Here is a 17006-nt window from a genome sequence, read left to right as displayed (position 1 = left end):
GTGTGGTACGGACAGTGGCCAGTAAAGAAAACAGTGATCGCCCTTCGGGATTGGACGATATCGGTACCGGTATCGAAGGGCGCGTTACAATCAACGACATTGCGCGTCTGGCAAACGTTTCGAAGAAAACGGTTTCCCGCATTATCAACCGCTCGCCTCTGGTGAGCGAAGATACGCGCAAGCGCGTCGAGGCGATTATTGCAGAACACGGCTTCCGGCCCGACCCGCAAGCCCGTGCCCTTGCTTTCCGCAAATCCTATCTGATTGGTCTCGCTTACGACAACCCGAGCCCGCAATACGTTGTGAACATGCAGCGCGGTATTCTCGATGCCTTGTCAGTCACGGACTATCAACTCGTACTGCAGCCGGTAGACCGGACCAATCCGAACTATCAGGAAGAAATCTGCCTCTTCGTAGAGCGTCATCGCCCGTCCGGCATGATCATGCCGCCGTCGGTTTCAGAGGATGATGCTCTGGCACACAAGCTCGAAGAGCTGGGATGCAACTATGTGCGCATTGCCTCTGTTGAGCTTGATGAGCCCTACCGTATGATCCGCACACAGGACGCCGAGGGCGCAGCGCAGGCCGCCCGCCATCTGGCAACGCTCGGCCATAAGCGTATCGCCCATATCCACGGCCCTAAAAGCTTCCGTTCGGCCCACGAACGTCTTTACGGCTTCCGCAATGGATTGGCAGAGTTCGGCATTGAGCTGGAAAGCTCTCTGACACTGGAAGCCGGATACACCTTCGATTCCGGTGTGCAGGCTGCCGATAATCTTCTATCCCGGGCCAAGCGCCCCACCGCGATCTTCGCAGGCAACGACGAGATGGCGATTGGTATCTATACGTCGGCTCGCAAGGCCGGGCTGAGCGTACCTGAAGACCTCTCAATTGTCGGCTTCGACGACACGCCGATGGCAGCGCGAATCTGGCCACAGCTGACGACCGTAAAATTGCCGATCCGCGAGATGGGTCAGGAAGCGGCAACCCGCCTTCTGGAACAACTCCGCGGCGAGAACACAAAGTTCGTCAAAGAGTTCACACCGGAAATCATTGTTCGCCAGTCCACCGCGAGACCAAACAGCTAGCTTACCGGTTGATAGAGTGTTTTCTCAATGTTATGACACCGGTTACCTTAGGTGAGTTTGAAGGGTATTTCCCTTCCAGAAACGCGACAACAAAACGAGGCCAATATGTCCAACCCGTTCGATCTTACAGGCAAAACTGCCATCGTTACCGGAGCAAATACCGGTCTTGGACAAGGCATGGCCGTGGCGCTGGCTGAAGCGGGTGCAGATGTTGCTCTGGTGGGCCGTTCGCGTCCTGAAGAGACTGTTGAACTCGTCGAGAAAACCGGCCGCAAAGCCCATGTCATCATGGCTGACCTTGGCAGCATGGAACCTATCGAGCGCATCGTTTCGGAAACACGCGAAAACCTCGGCGAGATCGACATCCTCGTGAACAATGCAGGTATCATCAAACGCAATGATTCCATCGACTTCACCGAAGAAGACTGGGATGCGGTGATGGATATCAACCTCAAAACTCTGTTCTTCCTCAGTCAGGCTGTAGCGCGCTCCATGATCGCGGCAGAAAAAGGCGGCAAGATCATCAATATCGCGTCCATGCTATCCTATCAGGGCGGCATCCGCGTTCCATCTTATACTGCTTCCAAGAGCGGCGTAATGGGCCTGACACGTATCCTCGCAAACGAATGGGCCGCCCACGGCATCAATGTGAACGCGATTGCGCCGGGCTATTTCGCAACAAACAACACTGCAGCCCTTCAGGCTGACGAGAAACGCAACACCGAAATTCTGGGCCGCATTCCGGCAGGTCGCTGGGGCAAACCATCAGACCTTGGCGGTGCGGCAGTATTCCTGTCATCTTCAGCATCAGACTATGTGCAGGGCATCACATTGCCGGTCGATGGCGGCTGGCTCGCCCGCTAAAGAGGATCTGATTCTGTCATGACAACGGATGTGCTGTGCTTTGGTGAGCTGTTGCTTCGCCTATCTCCACCGGGCAATGAACGTTTCGGCCAATCCGGCACGTTGAACGTCCAGTTCGGGGGCGCTGAAGCCAATGTCGGCGTAAGCCTTGCCCGTTTTGGGCACTCCGTTGACATGATGAGCGCCATTCCAGAAGACAACGCGCTCGCAGACAGTGTGCTGGCTGGTCTACGCGCTCAGGGCGTTGTCACATCGAACATCCTGACCCGTGCGGGTCGTATGGGCATGTATTTTCTGGAAACAGGTGCCGTACGCAGGCCATCACGGATCATCTATGATCGTGCACATTCCGCATTCGCGGCGTCGACCGCTAACGACTATGACTGGAACAGCCTGCTTGAGGGCGTAAAACTGGTCCATCTTTCAGGCATAACACCTGCGACCGGCCCCGGCCCCGCTGAAGCGTCGCAGCTTCTGGCTGCCAAATGCGCCGAGCGCGGCATTCAGCTGTCATTTGATGGCAATTACCGCGAGCTTCTCTGGAAGAGCTGGGACGGAAACGGCCCTGCCATCCTGAAAAACGTTCTGAGCCACGCGACTATCGCCTTCATCAACGAGCGCGATATCGCCCTGCTCCTTGGTACGGAGCCAGAGACACGGAAAGATGCGATTGCGCGAGCATTCGACACATTCCCGAATCTGAAGGCCATCGCCGCTACACAGCGCGCTCAGAGCTCTGTATCTAATCAGTCTCTGGTCGGCGAATACTACACCCGCGACGCGTTTTTTACCTCGCGCGCTCATGAGCTAGAGGGTGTTGTGGACCGGATCGGCGGCGGCGACGCGTTTGCCGCCGGCGTTCTGCACTGCCTGCTGAATGATGCAGACCCTCAGTACACAATCGAATTTGCTATGGCGGCGGGCGCCATCAAACACTCCATCCCGGGCGACTTTAACCTGACAAATGTGCAGGAAGTCGAAGACGCCATGAATGAGTCAGGGCTGGACGTCCGCCGGTAATAAAACCGGGAGGAACACATGAATCTGTCCAGACGTCTGGTGCTTGGTGCAGCAGCGGCGAGCCCGTTTGCTGCTGGTTTAGGTGCGTTCGCACAGGATGAAACATCCGTGCTCGCAGATACAACAAGTGGTCAGCTGCGCGGTCTTAAATCTGACGGTATTAATGTTTTCCGCGGTGTCCGTTATGGCGAAGACACAGCCCTTTCGCGCTTTGCGAAACCAATTCCGGCTACCCGTCGGACCGACATCTCCGATGCGATCAATTACCGTGCGTCGTCACCACAACGTTCAAACCAGCCTGAAATCAGCGAAGACTGCCTGTTCCTCAATGTCTGGACACCCGGCCTGAATGACGGCGCGAAACGCCCGATCATGTTCTACATCCATGGCGGCGCATACTCGAACGGATCTGGTTCAGATGAGTTATATGACGGAACCCGACTCGCTACAAAAGGCGACGTAGTTGTCATTACCGTCAATCACCGCCTCAACGCTTTTGGCTATCTCTACCTCGACCGCCTTTATCCCGGCGCCTTCTCTGATAGCGGCAATGCCGGTCAATGGGACCTCGTGCTGGCCCTCAACTGGGTGAAGCAAAACGCGGAGACTTTTGGCGGCGATCCGGATCGCGTCATGGTGTTCGGCCAGTCTGGCGGCGGCGCAAAAATCGCAACGATGATGGCCTCACCAGCCGCTGAAGGCCTTTTCCATTCCGCCGCGACGATGAGCGGTCAGCAAGTCACCGCATGTGGTCCGTTGAACGGCACCGCACGCGCGACACGCTTTCTTGAAACAATCGGCGCCAGCGCAACAACACCAGAAGACTTGCGCACCATTCCGATGGAGCGCCTGATGGAGGGCCTCACAGCCCGCGATCCTATCAACGAAGCCCACGGTCTCTATTTCGGGCCTGTACTCGATTATCGCATGCTGTCGCGCCATCCGTTCTTCCCGGATGCACCGGGCCAGTCAGCCCAAATCCCGATGATCCTTGGTAACACAGCCGATGAAACTAAAGCGTTCCTCTGGCGAGACGAAGCATTCGCGCTCACCTGGGAAACACTGCCGGACTGGCTAGAGATCCAGCTCCGCTGCGATATTCATCCCGGCCATGTAGTCGAGAAATATCGCGAATGGTTCCCCGAACTCGACCCGACCGAAATCATGTTCAAAGCAACCACAGCAGGTCGAAGCTGGCGTGGACAGGTTGAAGAATCAGACGCACGGGCTCGACAGGGCGCACCAACATGGGTTTATCAGTTTGACCTGCCTGCAGCCGAGCGTGAGCGCGGCGCGCCCCACACGATTGATATCGAGCACGCCTTCGACAATCTTGCCCAACCGGGTGCAATGTCAGGTACTGGCCCAACCGCGGCGCGCGTGGCTGATCAACTCTCTACTGCGTTTATAAATCTCGCGCGCAATGGAAATCCAAACCATGCCGGCATCCCTCAATGGGACCCGCACACTCTGCCAGACCGTGAAACCATGGTGTTTGATACCCGCACACGGCTTGAAAACGACCCGCGCCAACGTGAGCGAGAGCTGTTCGCGACCGTGCCATTCATCCAGTGGGGAAGCTAATATGACACCGACTTTTAAAAGCTGTCTGACAGCCGCAAGCCTTTCACTAGTTACAGCCTGCGCGACCGCGGCCACCAACGAGGTCGTCATCACCGAGATTGCACCTGACGCTCTTCCACCAAGCGTTCCGCAAGCTATTGCCGCTGAACGCGACGGTTTCACAATTGAAGAAGTGCTACGCAAAGTTCGCGATGGTCGAACATATTATGACGTCGAAGGCGAATTGGCGGATGGCAGCGACCTGGAATTCGATATTCTGATGGGCGCAGACGGCTCAGCAGAAATCGTCGAAATTCAGCGCGATCTCGATTGGGCCGACATTCCAACAGAAGTCCGCGACGCTGCGCTTATCGCATCGGACGGCGAACTCCCCGTCCGCAGCATTGAAAGCGTGCAGACGGATGGCTCAGTGATTTATGAGCTATTTGCAGAGGGCCAACCCGCAGACCCGGCGTATGAAGTCCGGGTCCATGCGGGCGAAGTAGAAACGCTCTCAGAGCGCTGGATCCACTAAAGCTTGTAGGCCGCCTTCGCCAGATTATAGGACAGGTCCACGATCAGTTCGTGGGCCTCGTCCAGCTCCATGCGATGCTCGGCAACCAGTCGCGCCAGGAATGCACAATCCACGCGGCGCGCAACGTCGTGACGGGCCGGAATAGACAGGAAGGCACGCGTGTCATCATTGAAGCCCACGGTGTTATAGAAACCGGCTGTCTCTGTCGTCATCTCACGGAAACGGCGCATGCCTTCAGGGCTATCGTGGAACCACCAGGACGGACCAAGTTTCATCGCTGGATAATGGCCCGCAAGGGGAGCAAGCTCGCGTGAATAGCTCGTCTCATCCAACGTAAACACGATGATTGAGAGGCGCGGATCATTGCCGAACTTATTGAGCAGCGGCTTAAGCGCCTGCACATATTCGGTTTGCGATGGCACGTCAGCGCCCTTGTCACGCCCGTGGCTCTCGAACAGTGCCTGATTGTGATTACGGAATGCGCCGGGGTGGATTTGAAGCACGAGGCCGTCATCAAGGCTCATACGTGCCATTTCAGTCAGCATCTGTGCGCGGAAAAGCTCGGCATCTTCAGCCTTGAAATCATCTGAAACAATCTTCAGGAAGAGGTGCTCAGCGTCCGCATCAGAGAGGTCTGCCGTGCACGCCGTTATATGCCCGTGGTCAGAGGACGTCGTGCCAATGCGGATAAAGTCTTTGCGGCGTTTGCGGTGCGCATTCAAATAGCCTTTCCAGCTGAAGATATCTTCACCTGTGATGTCGCCGAACGCGATCATCGCGCCTTTGAACTGCTCATGTTCCGGGTCGATAACAGCATCAGGGCGATACGCAGAAATAACGCGTCCGCCGGTCCAGCCGGACGCCAGAATTGCTTCGTGATGCTCAAGGGAATCTGTCGGGCCTTCAGTTGTCGCGATTACTTCGATATTGAACCGTTCGAACAGTGCGCGCGGCTTGTATGCGTCCGACTTCAAAGCCGCATCGATCGTGTCGTAATAGCTATCCGCCGTAGAGGCGCTGAGGCGCTCTTCCATACCGAACACATTCGCGAACACATGGTCGAGCCACATCCGCGATGGCGTACCGCGGAAGAGATGATAATTGCTAGCGAACAGGCGCCACGCTTCACGGGGATCATGCTCTGGAACGCCTGCTTTGCTTGGTACGCCGAGATTATCAAGATTGTACCCCTGACTATAGAGCATGCGATAAATGTAATGGTCCGGCGCGAGGAAAAGCTCTGTCGGATTGCCGAAATTTTCGTTGCCAGAAAACCATGACGGGTCGGTGTGACCGTGCGGGCTGATGATCGGCAGGCTCGAGACTTCTGCATAGAGTTCGCGTGCAATTCCGCGTTGGATGGGATCTGACGAAAACAGTCGATCTTCGCTCAATTGCAGCTTCCCACCCCGTGTCACTACTCCGGATTCTCCGTCTTTCATGGTCAGCCAGCGTCCTTTTTTAAATTCAGATTTTCCGCTCTTGCGTTTCTTATGACACCGGTTACCATAGATGCGAACAGAACAAAATAATTGCGACGAAATTTATCGTTCGCAGCATGTCATCGGGAACAGGAAGTTGTTAGTCGACAGTAGCAAAACCGAAGTGCTCCGCTCGGTCCTGCAGGTTTCACCGCAGGACAATGTTGCTGTATGCCTGCGCGCCATGCAGGCGGGCGAAACCGTCCGTTTCGGCGATACCCCCTTTCAACTTATCTCGGACGTTCCAGCGTTTCACAAATTTGCCGTTACACCCGTCGCAAAAGGCGAGACGGTACTGCGTTTTGGCGAATCTATCGGCATGGCCTCGCAAGCGATCGTTCAAGGCGAGCATGTTCACACACACAATGTCAGCTCCACTCTGAACGGCGCGGAGACCTACGCGGTTGAAGCAGAGAATGCAGATGCAACCAGCGTAAGACGTTCACGCACATTCCAGGGCTATCGCCGCGGAGATGGACGCGTCGGCACACGCAACGAAATCTGGATCATCCCGACAGTTGGCTGCGTTGCCCGCACCGCTGAGCAGGCCGCTATTCGCGCCTCTGACCGCATTGATGGACGCGCGGACGGCATAATCGCGCTGCCCCATCCTCATGGCTGCTCTCAGTTGGGTGATGACCTCGAAGGCACACGCAAAGTTCTGGCCTCACTGGCTATGCACCCGAATGTAGGCGGCCTGATTCTTCTGGCGCTCGGCTGTGAAACCAATCAAGTCGACGTGCTGGCGTCTGAACTTGACGGTGTTCCGGAAAACAGGCTCCGCATCGTTCGCTCTCAATCGGTTCTTGACGAGGTGGACGAGACGCAGAACGCCATAGACGAGCTCCTCGACGTCATGTCCGAAGACAAGCGCTCAGAGTGTGACCTCTCCGACCTTGTCATCGGACTGAAATGCGGCGGATCGGACGCTCTGTCCGGCCTTACAGCCAACCCTCTCCTTGGTGACATGACAGACATCGTCACCAGCAATGATGGCCGCGCCATTCTCACCGAAATTCCAGAGATATTCGGCGCTGAACACCTCCTCATGCGTCGAACTTCGGATGAGACTGTGCGCGGCCGCATTGGCACGCTGGTAAACGACTTCAAAGACTATTTCGTCCGCGCGGGCGAGCCGGTGAACGAGAACCCGTCGCCGGGAAATAAGGCCGGCGGCATCACAACGCTGGAAGAAAAATCGCTCGGCGCGGTGCAGAAGGCCGGTAAAGCGGAAGTACGAGACGTCATCCTCTATGGCGAACGCAACAAAGCCATTGGCCTCACTCTGCTTGAATCGCCGGGCAATGACGCCGTGTCCTGCACGGCTCTGGCCGCCGCGGGCGCGAACATTATTCTCTTCACTACAGGTCGAGGCACGCCGCTTGGCTTCCCTGTTCCGACACTAAAAATTTCTTCAAACTCAGACCTCGCCGCGCGCAAACCGCGATGGATCGACTTCGATGCCGGACAGGTGCTTCGCTCGCCAGACCGCAGCGAAGCCGCAGAAGCGCTCCTTGATCTCATCGTCGAAACAGCGAGCGGCAAAAAGGCCTGCCACGAGCTCAATCAGGAGCGCTCCATTGCCATCTGGAAACGAGGTGTAACGCTATGACCACCGATACCGCTCTGAAACCGCTCGGCGACGCGATGCTTGCGGAAATTGATGCTACGAGCTGCACACCGCCATCATACGACCGGTCTGCACTACCAACGCGGGTGCTGCATATTGGCCCCGGTGCATTCTTTCGCGCACACCAGATGGATTATTATAACCGTCTGAATGCGAACGAGCCGAAATGGGGCGTTACCGCAGTAGCGCTGCGCTCTAAAGGAACGTCTGAAAAGCTCAACGCGCAAGACGGCTTCTACACGCTGATCAAACTCGACCGCGAAACCAGCTGCGAAATTATCGCCGCTCTTAAAGGCGTAAAATTCCGCGACGATGCGAGCGCATTCGAGCCGTTCACAACGGAAGATCTGAAGCTTGTCACACTGACCGTCACAGAAAAAGGCTACTGCCTCAATGGTGAAGGTGAACTGGACGAAACCCATACCGACATTGCGCACGACCTGAAGCAGGTCGACACGCCTGTAAGCGCGATTGGCTGGCTGACAAAGGGGCTCGCCTTGCGTCGCGAAAGCGGCCTTGGAAAACTGGTCGTGCTTTCCTGTGACAACCTTCCCGGCAATGGTGAGAAGCTTGAAGCGGCGGTTCTGCGATTTGCTGATCTGATCGATGCATCACTTAGCAGCTGGATCCGCACAAACGTCCACTTCCCGTCCAGCATGGTCGACTCAATCACACCTGCAACAGACGACGCGCTTATCCAGCGTATTCAGACGGAATGCGGCTATAGCGATGCGTGGCCTATCCAGCGCGAAGCCTTCACATCATGGGTAATTGAGAACACCGGCGCATCGGTGATCAAAGAACTCGCCGATGCAGGTGTCTTGTTGACGCGCGATGTTTCCAGACACGAAAAGGCCAAGCTGTGGCTTTTGAATGGTGCGCACTCAACCCTCGCCTATCTTGGTCTGGCTTATGGTCACCAATCCGTCGCCGAAACGATGGAAAATGCAGAGCTGCGCTCGCTTGTTCGCGCCATGATGCGCGACGAGATTATGCCCGCCTTATCTCCACCAGATGGAATGGACCTTGAAGACTATATCGAAGACCTGCTTGAGCGGTTCGCAAACCCGGCCATCGTCCATAAGCTTTCGCAGATTGCATGGGATGGCTCGAAAAAGCTTCCGATACGGCTTCTGAACACCATTGAGACCAATCGCGCAGCTGGCCGCAGCATAGAAAAGCTCGGCTTCGGAGTTGCAGCGTGGATGCGGTTCATTGTGCGTATGTCCCGCGCCGAAGCGCAGATCACCGATCCGCTCGCAAACCAGCTGCTGGCGCTCGGAAAAATCGCCAAAGACGAAACTGACGATGTCAATACATTCCTCGCGCTGGACGAGGTATTCAACGGCACACTTTGCAACGACGACGAGTTTGTAGCCGCGGTAAAGCAGGCCTACACTGACATCATAATAACAGAACAAAAATCACTTCGGGGAGGCTCAGGAATTTAAATGACCCAAACGCCATCTCTAAACAGGCGGCGCGTCCTGCAAGCGGGCGCAGCCGGACTGGCCGGGATGTCCCTTGGGGCGTGCGGAAAAGCGGGCTCAAGGCCGCTTCTATCCTCTGACACGCACCCGTCAGACTATCCGACGGTTCAGGCCGTCCGCCATATGGGCGAAGTACTGCGAGAGCAGACTGATGGTCGTCTGGACATCCGCATTTATGCAGGCGGCCAGCTTGGCTCAGAACGCGATACGCTTGAAATCACCAGTTTTGGTGGCCTCGACATGAACCGCGTGAATCTCGCGCCGCTGAACTCAATCGAGCCTATGACGGTTATTCCGTCCCTGCCCTTCCTGTTCAGTTCTACCGAGCATATGCGACAGAGCCTCGATGGCGCACCCGGCGATGTGATTCTGAACTCGCTTGTGCCGCACAATCTGGTCGGCCTTTGCTTCTACGATTCAGGCGAGCGCAGCTTTTACAATACGCGCCAGGCTATCCGCACACCGGACGACATGCGCGGCATGAAAATCCGTGTTCAGAACTCCGACCTTTATATTGCGATGATCCGCGCGCTCGGCGCTGACGCGACGCCGATGCCTCTTGGAGAGGTGTATCAGTCGCTCGTTCAAGGCGTGATCGATGGCGCCGAGAATAACTGGCCGTCTTATGAGTCCGGCCGCCACTTCGAAGCCGCGCCGTATTACAGCCTGACGCGCCACGTTATGGCACCGGAAATTCTGGTGATGTCACTCAGCCGCTGGCGCAAGCTATCCGAAGCGGATCAAGAGCTGGTCGTCAACGCTGCCAAATCATCCGTCCCATTCATGCGTGAGCTTTGGGACGCACGTGTCGCCGGCGCACGCGAACGCCTACTGGACGCTGGCATTCAGGCCAATGAAGTCGACATTCTGTCTGACTTCCAAGGACTGATGGAGCCTGTCTGGGAGAACTTCATCGTGACGCCGGAGCAGGAAGAACTCGTCAATCAGATCCAGAGCATCGGCTCTGAACTGGGAGGCGCGTGATGAAGCACAATCTGGCTAAAGTTACCCATTTTGCGGCTGAACTGCTTTTAAGGATCGCCGCATTTGGTCTCGTCCTGATGACTGTGATCGTCGGGTGGCAGGTCTTCGGCCGTTACGTGCTGAACTCCAGCCCGTCCTGGTCCGAGCAAGCCGCACTGACACTGATGATCTGGTATGTGCTGCTCGCAGCCGCTGCTGGTGTCCGCGAAGGCTTCCATATCCGTATCGTCGCGCTTGAAGAAGCCGTTGGCCCAAAGGCTAAACGTGGCATGCGCATGGTGCAGGATCTGATTGTCGCCAGCTGCGGTATCGCCATGACCTTCTGGGGCGGTGAACTCGTTATCCGTACCTGGGAACACATTATTCCATCGCTCGGCCTGCCTCGCGGCCTTGCATATCTCGCCCTGCCAATCAGCGGTGTTCTGATCGCGCTATTCTCGCTCGAACGCATGCTGGAAGAGGCAGAAGGTGAAAACGTCGAGGATGAGGAGGATCCCCGATGGAGTTGATTATTCTACTCTCTGTACTCGTAATCTGTCTGGCGCTCGGCGTGCCGGTCGCGTTCTCACTGCTGACCGCTTCAATCGCCTGCTTCCTTGCAATGGATATCCCGCTGGTCGTCGTATTCCAGCGTATGGCCGCGGGCGTGAGCGTCTTCACACTTATGGCAATCCCATTCTTCATTTTCGCAGGCGATCTCATGTATCGCTCGGGCATAGCAGAACGGCTCGTCCATATCGCTGAAGCGGCCTTTGGCCGTGCACGCGGCGGCCTTGGCGCGGTAAATGTTGGCGCATCCACGCTATTTGGCGCGGTATCAGGTTCTGCGATTGCATCGGCATCTGCCATGGGCGCAACCATGATGCCGCTCATGAAGGAAAAGGGCTATGACGCTGATTATTCAGTAAATGTTACTGTGACAGCTGCGATCGTAGGCCTACTTATTCCGCCATCCCACAACATGATTATCTACTCGGCGGCATCCGGCATCGGTGTCTCGATTGGTGACCTGTTCCTGGCTGGTATCGTGCCGGGCGTACTGACGGCCATCCTGCTTATGGTTGTGTCATGGATCGTTGCCGTGAAGCGTGGCTATGCTGCGGGTAAATTCCCGGGCTGGGCCGAATTCATGAAGGCGCTTGTCTTTGCCATTCCAGGCCTGATGACCGCGATCATCATTATGGGCGGTATTCTTTCAGGCATTTTCACTGCCACAGAATCCTCTGCCATTGCGGTTATCTACACCATCATTATCGGCGCTTTCGTCTATCGAACGCTTGGTTGGGACCGCTTCTCTAAAGCTGCAATCCAGTCCGTGAAGATCACGGCGATGGTTCTGATGATCATCGGTGCGGCGACCGCCTTTGGCTATGCGCTCGCCATTCTGGAAGCGCCGACAAAGCTGGCTGAACTGATTACCAACATTACGAGCAATCCGATCCTCGTATTGTTGATCATCAACGTAATCCTGCTCTGCCTCGGCACGTTTATGGACATGTCCCCGCTCATCGTTATCACGACACCAATTCTACTGCCTGTCGTGATGGAAGTTGGCGTAGATCCTGTCCATTTCGGCATCATCATGATGCTGAACCTCGGCATTGGTCTGGTCACACCGCCTGTCGGCTCTGTCCTGTTCGTAGGTGCAGCGGTCGGCAAGATACCGGTAGAGTCGGCGGTTAAAACGATCTGGCCATTCTACTGCGCCCTGATCGCAGCACTTCTGGTCATCACCTTTGTGCCTGCCATCTCCCTCACGCTTCCGGGGCTGTTCTAATGATGAAGGCGGCGCTCACACGTCGATCCATGATGCTCGGAACGGCAGCCATGTCACTGGCTGCCTGCGCGACACCTGACGTGTCGTTTGCCGAGACGTCGGAACGGATCGACTTTGACCGCTTTGTCATCGACATCACACGCCAGCCTGACGAAACCCTAAGCATCTGGCCTGAGCAGGCACCAGGCCGCGACGCTGTCGACCTGACTGAACATATGGTGGAACGCCAGAATTCATTCGGCCTGCCTGACCGCGCAGCGTTGGATGTCACCGCGCCTACCGTGTCCTATTTCAGGTCGGAAAACTTCTCCGGCAATACCATCCTGCTCATTCCCGGCGGCGGCTATCAGCGCGTTGTCATCGAAAAAGAAGGCTGGGAAGGCGCGCGCTATTTCAACCAGTTCGGCTATGACGTTTATGTCATGACCTATCGGCTACCGTTTCAAGGCTGGCCGTCCGGCGCGGACACGCCGCTTCAGGATGCCCAGCGTGCGATGCGCGTCCTGCGCAACCATAACACCAACACCCGTGGCTCAGATGCGAACGTTCTGGCCATCGGCTTTTCTGCGGGCGGCCACCTCGCAGGCTCGCTGAACCAGCGTTTCGCGGACACCGTCTATGATCCTGTGGATGCTTTGGACGAACTCTCCGCCAGGCCTGATATCACGGCTTTGGTCTATCCGGTCGTTCTGATGGGATCTGAACACACACATGCAGGCTCTCAGAATAACCTGCTCGGCGACAACCCGGCTGACGACCAGCTTCGGGCCTACGACCTCACGCGAAATGTAAATCCTGATAGCCCACCACTTTTCCTGCTCCACGCGCTGGATGACACCTCTGTCGTAATGGAAAATTCCATGGAGCTTATGAACGCGTATCGCGACGCAGATGTGCCGGCGGTCCTCCATATTTTCGAACATGGCGGCCATGGCTTCGGCATGCGCGGCGTTGAGAACACACCATTGGAAGACTGGCCCGGCCTCCTCATGAACTGGGCGGCAGAAAATGGTCTTCCGCCCACTCCCCGATAATTCTATTTGAGAGATAAGTTCAAATGGCTGATGTGAATGCACAAAAGCGCCAGCTTCGCGCTGCAGGCGTCGTTCCGGTCCTGACAATCGAACGCACGGAAGACGCTGTTCCTGTCGCGAAAGCTCTGGCAGATGGCGGCTTGCGAGTACTCGAAGTCACGCTACGCACGGCTTGTGCGCTGGACGCTATCAAAGAGATTTCCAATTCCGGCCTCGATGTTCTCGTCGGCGCAGGCACAATCACGTGCGAATCAGATGTCGGCTCAGCGCTGAAATACGGCGCCCAATTTCTGGTAACGCCAGCCACTCCTGCATTTCTGCTATCCGAACTTGCAGCTTTCCCCGGCCTCGTTGTCCCGGGTATAGCTACGCCCACAGAAGCCCTTTCTCTCTACGATCACGGGTTTGATGTGGTGAAATTCTTCCCAGCTGAGCCTTATGGCGGCGCTTCTACGCTCAGAGCATTGTCTGCGCCGCTGCCAAACATAAGCTTCATGCCAACGGGCGGTGTCTCTTTCGAGAAACTGCCATCCTATCTGAAACTGCCAAATGTCGCGGCAGCAGGTGGGTCCTGGCTTGCAACATCAGCAGATATTCAGGCCGGCAACTGGGCCCGAATTACAGAACTGGCTCAGGAAGCATCAGATCTCGTGAAATCGCTTCGACCGGGCTGACATCGACAACACAAATTTCAAGGCTCATCATCATGGAAAACGCTGACCTTCCCCTGAAAAAAGATGAGATCTATGAGCGTCTGAAATTCTATGCGCGCGATATCGAACGCGACCCGCAGACCAATTCTGTTTTCAGACTGGCCCAGGATTACTTTTTCGCTCTGTCAAAAGGCGAATTGAGCGCCGATGCGCTCAGCGCGCCCGTGCAAGACATTACCGACGAGCTGTTCAGTGAACGCGCGGCCTTAATCGCAATGCAGCACGAACTCCACTTGCCGGAATCTCCGTGGGAGATGATTAACGAAAAGCTCTCACAGAAAGCCGCTGAAGGGCTCGACGCTTTCAAGAACTGCGTTGAAACGCCCGTGGGCGGCATTGTTTTTACTGCTCACCCGACCTTCGCAAACCCGCTCAGCGAGCGTCAGAGGCTTGCTGAACTCGCCGTATCAGACGCGGCAGAGAGTACAGCCCCCGCACAAGCGGACGAAGCTCAGGGCATCACGCTCCAGCAGGAGCATGAGGAAGCGCAGAACGCGATTGCAAACGCGCAGGCATCCGTCAGCAGCTATCTGAAAGCGGTTCTGGAGACAGCCCGCACAGCCTATCCGAATGAGTGGCGCAGCCTTCGCCCTGTCGCACCGACGCTTGCCTCATGGGTCGGTTACGACCTTGATGGTCGAAGCGATATTCATTGGTGGACAAGCCTTGCCTATCGCCTGAAAGAAAAGTCAGAACAGATTGGCCGCTATGCAAGCGCGCTGCAAGACCTTGTTCAAAACGCTAAAAATGCAGCTGCGATTGAAGCCCTGATTGCGGAACTTGAAACCGCACAGGCGCTCGCAGCAAAACAGTCTGAACTCTTCTTCGGCGATCTGTCTAAGGCAGAGCTCATGGTCGAGGCTGCAAATACGCTGACCGAGAACGATGACAAAAACCTCGTCAGCATTCGCGATCTGGCAGATCGCGTTACAGCCCTCATGAACGGCGAAGACGACGACACGGCACTGCGCCTGCTTCAGCTGTCTCGGCAGATGGAAATCCTCGGTTTCGGTACGGCGCGCATTCATCTCCGCATCAATGCTGCCCAAATCCAGTCAGTAATCCGGCGCGACCTTGGCTTCCTCACGGAAGACAATGATCTCGGTCAAGTCGCGCTCGACACACTGGCTGACAAGCTTCGTGCCACCGTTCCAGCCAGAATCAACTTCGGCGACCTGTTCCTTGAGCAGTCCACAGCCCGCCGCCAGTTCATGCTCTGCGCCCAGATTAGCAAGCATATCGATGCTGATACGCCGATCCGTTTCCTCATCGCAGAGAGTGAGAACCCTGCGACAGTGCTGGGCGCCCTCTATCTTGCGCGCCAATACGGCGTTGAGGGGCAACTGGATATCTCGCCTCTGTTCGAAACACCTGAAGCGCTTGAAAATGGTGGCCGCTTCGTAGCGCGCCTTTTGAAAGTGCCGGAGTTTCAGGAATATGTCCGCACGCGCGGCCAGCTATCCATCCAGCTCGGTTTCTCAGACGCAGGTCGTTTTATCGGGCAGGTTGCAGCAGACATCGCAATCGAACGAATCCAATCACACATCGCGTCCGCGTTGGCTGAACAGATGCCGGGTATTGCACTCCTATTCTTCAACACGCATGGCGAGTCCGCAGGGCGCGGCGCCTATCCGGGGGACTTCAAAGCTCGTCTGAACCACGTTCTTCCCGCACACACGCCATCACTTTGCGCCCGTCTCGGCGTGCCTCTCCGCAATGAGGTGAGCTTTCAGGGCGGCGACGGGTATATCCACTTCGCAAACCAGCCATTGTCGGATTCGGCCTATCTCGCTTTTGTGCGCGAGGGCGTATTCACGCAGGAGCATGACGACAGCGATCCGTTCTACCAACGCTCCAGCCTTGTGTGGGACTTCTATCGCGCGCTTCGTCTATGGCACGAGACGCTGTTTGATGATCCCGACTATGCTGTCCTGTTGGGAGAATTCGCAGGCGGCTTCCTGCTCGACGCAGGATCGCGCCCGAAACGCCGCGCCAAAGGCCCTGCCGGCCCGCGCTCGCTTCGCGCGATTTCTCACAATGCCACGCTTCAACAGCTGGGCGCGCTCGCCAACACCGCTTGCGGTATCGGCTCCGCATTGGAACGAGACATTGATGAACTCGTCGAGCTGATCGACGATTCTCCGCGCCTGCGCGCTCTGGTCGATCTGGCTCTGTTCGGCCGTGTCCGCACCTCCATCCCGGCGCTCCGGTCTTATGCAGCTGTCTACTCTCCAAGCTTCTGGGTCGCCTGCACGAAACGCAGCGGCGATGCAGACCGCAAAGCCGCGCGTACTATGATGTACCGTCTGGTCCGCTCCCAGCGTATTTCGTCAGCGATGAACCGCTGCGCCGATCATCTCTCAATCGACCTAGGCCGTTTCGACCAGTTGATCTCGCGCCTGAAGAGCGCTCCGTCAGTCTCTTATCGGCACGAAGCACGCCTGCCGATCCACGCGCTGCATGCAATGCGTCAGGGAGCCATGATGCGTGCTCTTGAAATTGCGGGCAGCCTGCCGACGATTTCGGAGCGACACGGCTTTGACATTGATGATGTACAGCATCTGATTGTTGAAATGCGCATTGAAGAAGCGGTTGGCTTGCTGCGAAAACTCTTCCCGAAATCAGCCCTCGATATCGTGGAATTGTCTGATCTGAAGGAGCCTCGCGAAGAGCGCGGAGATTTGACGACCTCGGACTACACCGCACTGCACAAAGAATTCCTCGATCCGCTCATGGATATTCAGAAACTGATTCATCAGATCAGCCGTGCAATCAGTCACGCACATCTCGCTTACGGATAAAAAAAGGGGAGAGCTTAAGCTCTCCC

The 17006-nt window shown here is 56.3% G+C and carries 14 protein-coding genes; 13 read left to right on the top strand and 1 reads right to left on the bottom strand.

The window, feature by feature from the left end; all coding sequences use genetic code 11:
• Window positions 1-14 precede the first annotated feature (14 nt).
• The 5 genes from G523_RS0110930 (at window position 15) to G523_RS0110910 (ending at window position 5070) form a co-directional block, all read left to right on the top strand.
• A complete protein-coding gene (locus tag G523_RS0110930; RefSeq protein WP_033232404.1) occupies window positions 15-1088 on the top strand; it encodes a LacI family DNA-binding transcriptional regulator in 1074 nt (357 codons plus the stop codon).
• Window positions 1089-1193: 105 nt separating this feature from the next.
• Window positions 1194-1952 (top strand): 2-dehydro-3-deoxy-D-gluconate 5-dehydrogenase KduD, encoded by a 759-nt coding sequence (gene kduD, locus G523_RS0110925; protein WP_022695104.1) that lies wholly within the window; start codon window positions 1194-1196, stop codon window positions 1950-1952.
• 18 nt (window positions 1953-1970) lie between these two features.
• On the top strand, window positions 1971-2972 hold the full coding sequence (locus G523_RS0110920; RefSeq protein ID WP_022695103.1) for a sugar kinase: 1002 nt from the start codon (window positions 1971-1973) through the stop codon (window positions 2970-2972).
• 18 nt (window positions 2973-2990) lie between these two features.
• On the top strand, window positions 2991-4556 hold the full coding sequence (locus G523_RS0110915) for a carboxylesterase/lipase family protein (RefSeq protein WP_022695102.1): 1566 nt from the start codon (window positions 2991-2993) through the stop codon (window positions 4554-4556).
• A gap of 1 nt (window position 4557) precedes the next feature.
• On the top strand, window positions 4558-5070 hold the full coding sequence (locus G523_RS0110910; RefSeq protein WP_022695101.1) for a hypothetical protein: 513 nt from the start codon (window positions 4558-4560) through the stop codon (window positions 5068-5070).
• Here G523_RS0110910 and uxaC read toward each other — a convergent pair.
• Complete coding sequence (uxaC, locus tag G523_RS0110905) at window positions 5067-6512, bottom strand: glucuronate isomerase (RefSeq protein WP_022695100.1); 1446 nt, start codon at window positions 6510-6512, stop codon at window positions 5067-5069. The genes G523_RS0110910 and uxaC overlap by 4 nt on opposite strands.
• Before the next feature lie 136 nt (window positions 6513-6648).
• On the opposite strand from uxaC, the gene G523_RS0110900 reads away from it, so the two are divergent.
• The 8 genes from G523_RS0110900 to G523_RS0110865 are packed head-to-tail and all read left to right on the top strand — an operon-like array spanning window position 6649 to window position 16980.
• Complete coding sequence (locus G523_RS0110900) at window positions 6649-8163, top strand: UxaA family hydrolase (protein WP_022695099.1); 1515 nt, start codon at window positions 6649-6651, stop codon at window positions 8161-8163.
• Window positions 8160-9632: a mannitol dehydrogenase family protein gene (locus G523_RS0110895; protein WP_022695098.1), complete on the top strand. Its 1473-nt coding sequence runs from the start codon at window positions 8160-8162 to the stop codon at window positions 9630-9632. The genes G523_RS0110900 and G523_RS0110895 overlap by 4 nt, the downstream gene beginning before the upstream one ends.
• Window positions 9633-10655, top strand: coding sequence for a TRAP transporter substrate-binding protein (locus tag G523_RS0110890; RefSeq protein ID WP_022695097.1), 1023 nt, complete (start codon window positions 9633-9635; stop codon window positions 10653-10655).
• A complete protein-coding gene (locus tag G523_RS0110885) occupies window positions 10655-11164 on the top strand; it encodes a TRAP transporter small permease (RefSeq protein ID WP_022695096.1) in 510 nt (169 codons plus the stop codon). Before G523_RS0110890 ends, G523_RS0110885 begins: the two co-directional genes overlap by 1 nt.
• Entirely contained in the window at window positions 11155-12432 is a 1278-nt protein-coding gene (locus G523_RS0110880) for a TRAP transporter large permease (RefSeq protein WP_022695095.1), read from the top strand. Before G523_RS0110885 ends, G523_RS0110880 begins: the two co-directional genes overlap by 10 nt.
• On the top strand, window positions 12432-13466 hold the full coding sequence (locus G523_RS19040; protein ID WP_022695094.1) for an alpha/beta hydrolase: 1035 nt from the start codon (window positions 12432-12434) through the stop codon (window positions 13464-13466). Before G523_RS0110880 ends, G523_RS19040 begins: the two co-directional genes overlap by 1 nt.
• Window positions 13467-13489: 23 nt before the next feature.
• Window positions 13490-14140, top strand: coding sequence for a bifunctional 4-hydroxy-2-oxoglutarate aldolase/2-dehydro-3-deoxy-phosphogluconate aldolase (gene eda, locus G523_RS0110870; RefSeq protein ID WP_022695093.1), 651 nt, complete (start codon window positions 13490-13492; stop codon window positions 14138-14140).
• 32 nt (window positions 14141-14172) lie between these two features.
• Window positions 14173-16980 carry a phosphoenolpyruvate carboxylase gene (locus tag G523_RS0110865; RefSeq protein ID WP_022695092.1) on the top strand — a complete coding sequence of 936 codons (2808 nt, stop codon included), beginning with the start codon at window positions 14173-14175 and terminating at the stop codon, window positions 16978-16980.
• The last annotated feature ends 26 nt before the right edge of the window (window positions 16981-17006 follow it).

Source organism: Ponticaulis koreensis DSM 19734 (genome assembly GCF_000420665.1).
Taxonomy (GTDB): domain Bacteria; phylum Pseudomonadota; class Alphaproteobacteria; order Caulobacterales; family Hyphomonadaceae; genus Ponticaulis; species Ponticaulis koreensis.
Note: the sequence above shows the minus strand (reverse complement) of the source record. Positions and strands in the feature narration are given on the sequence as shown.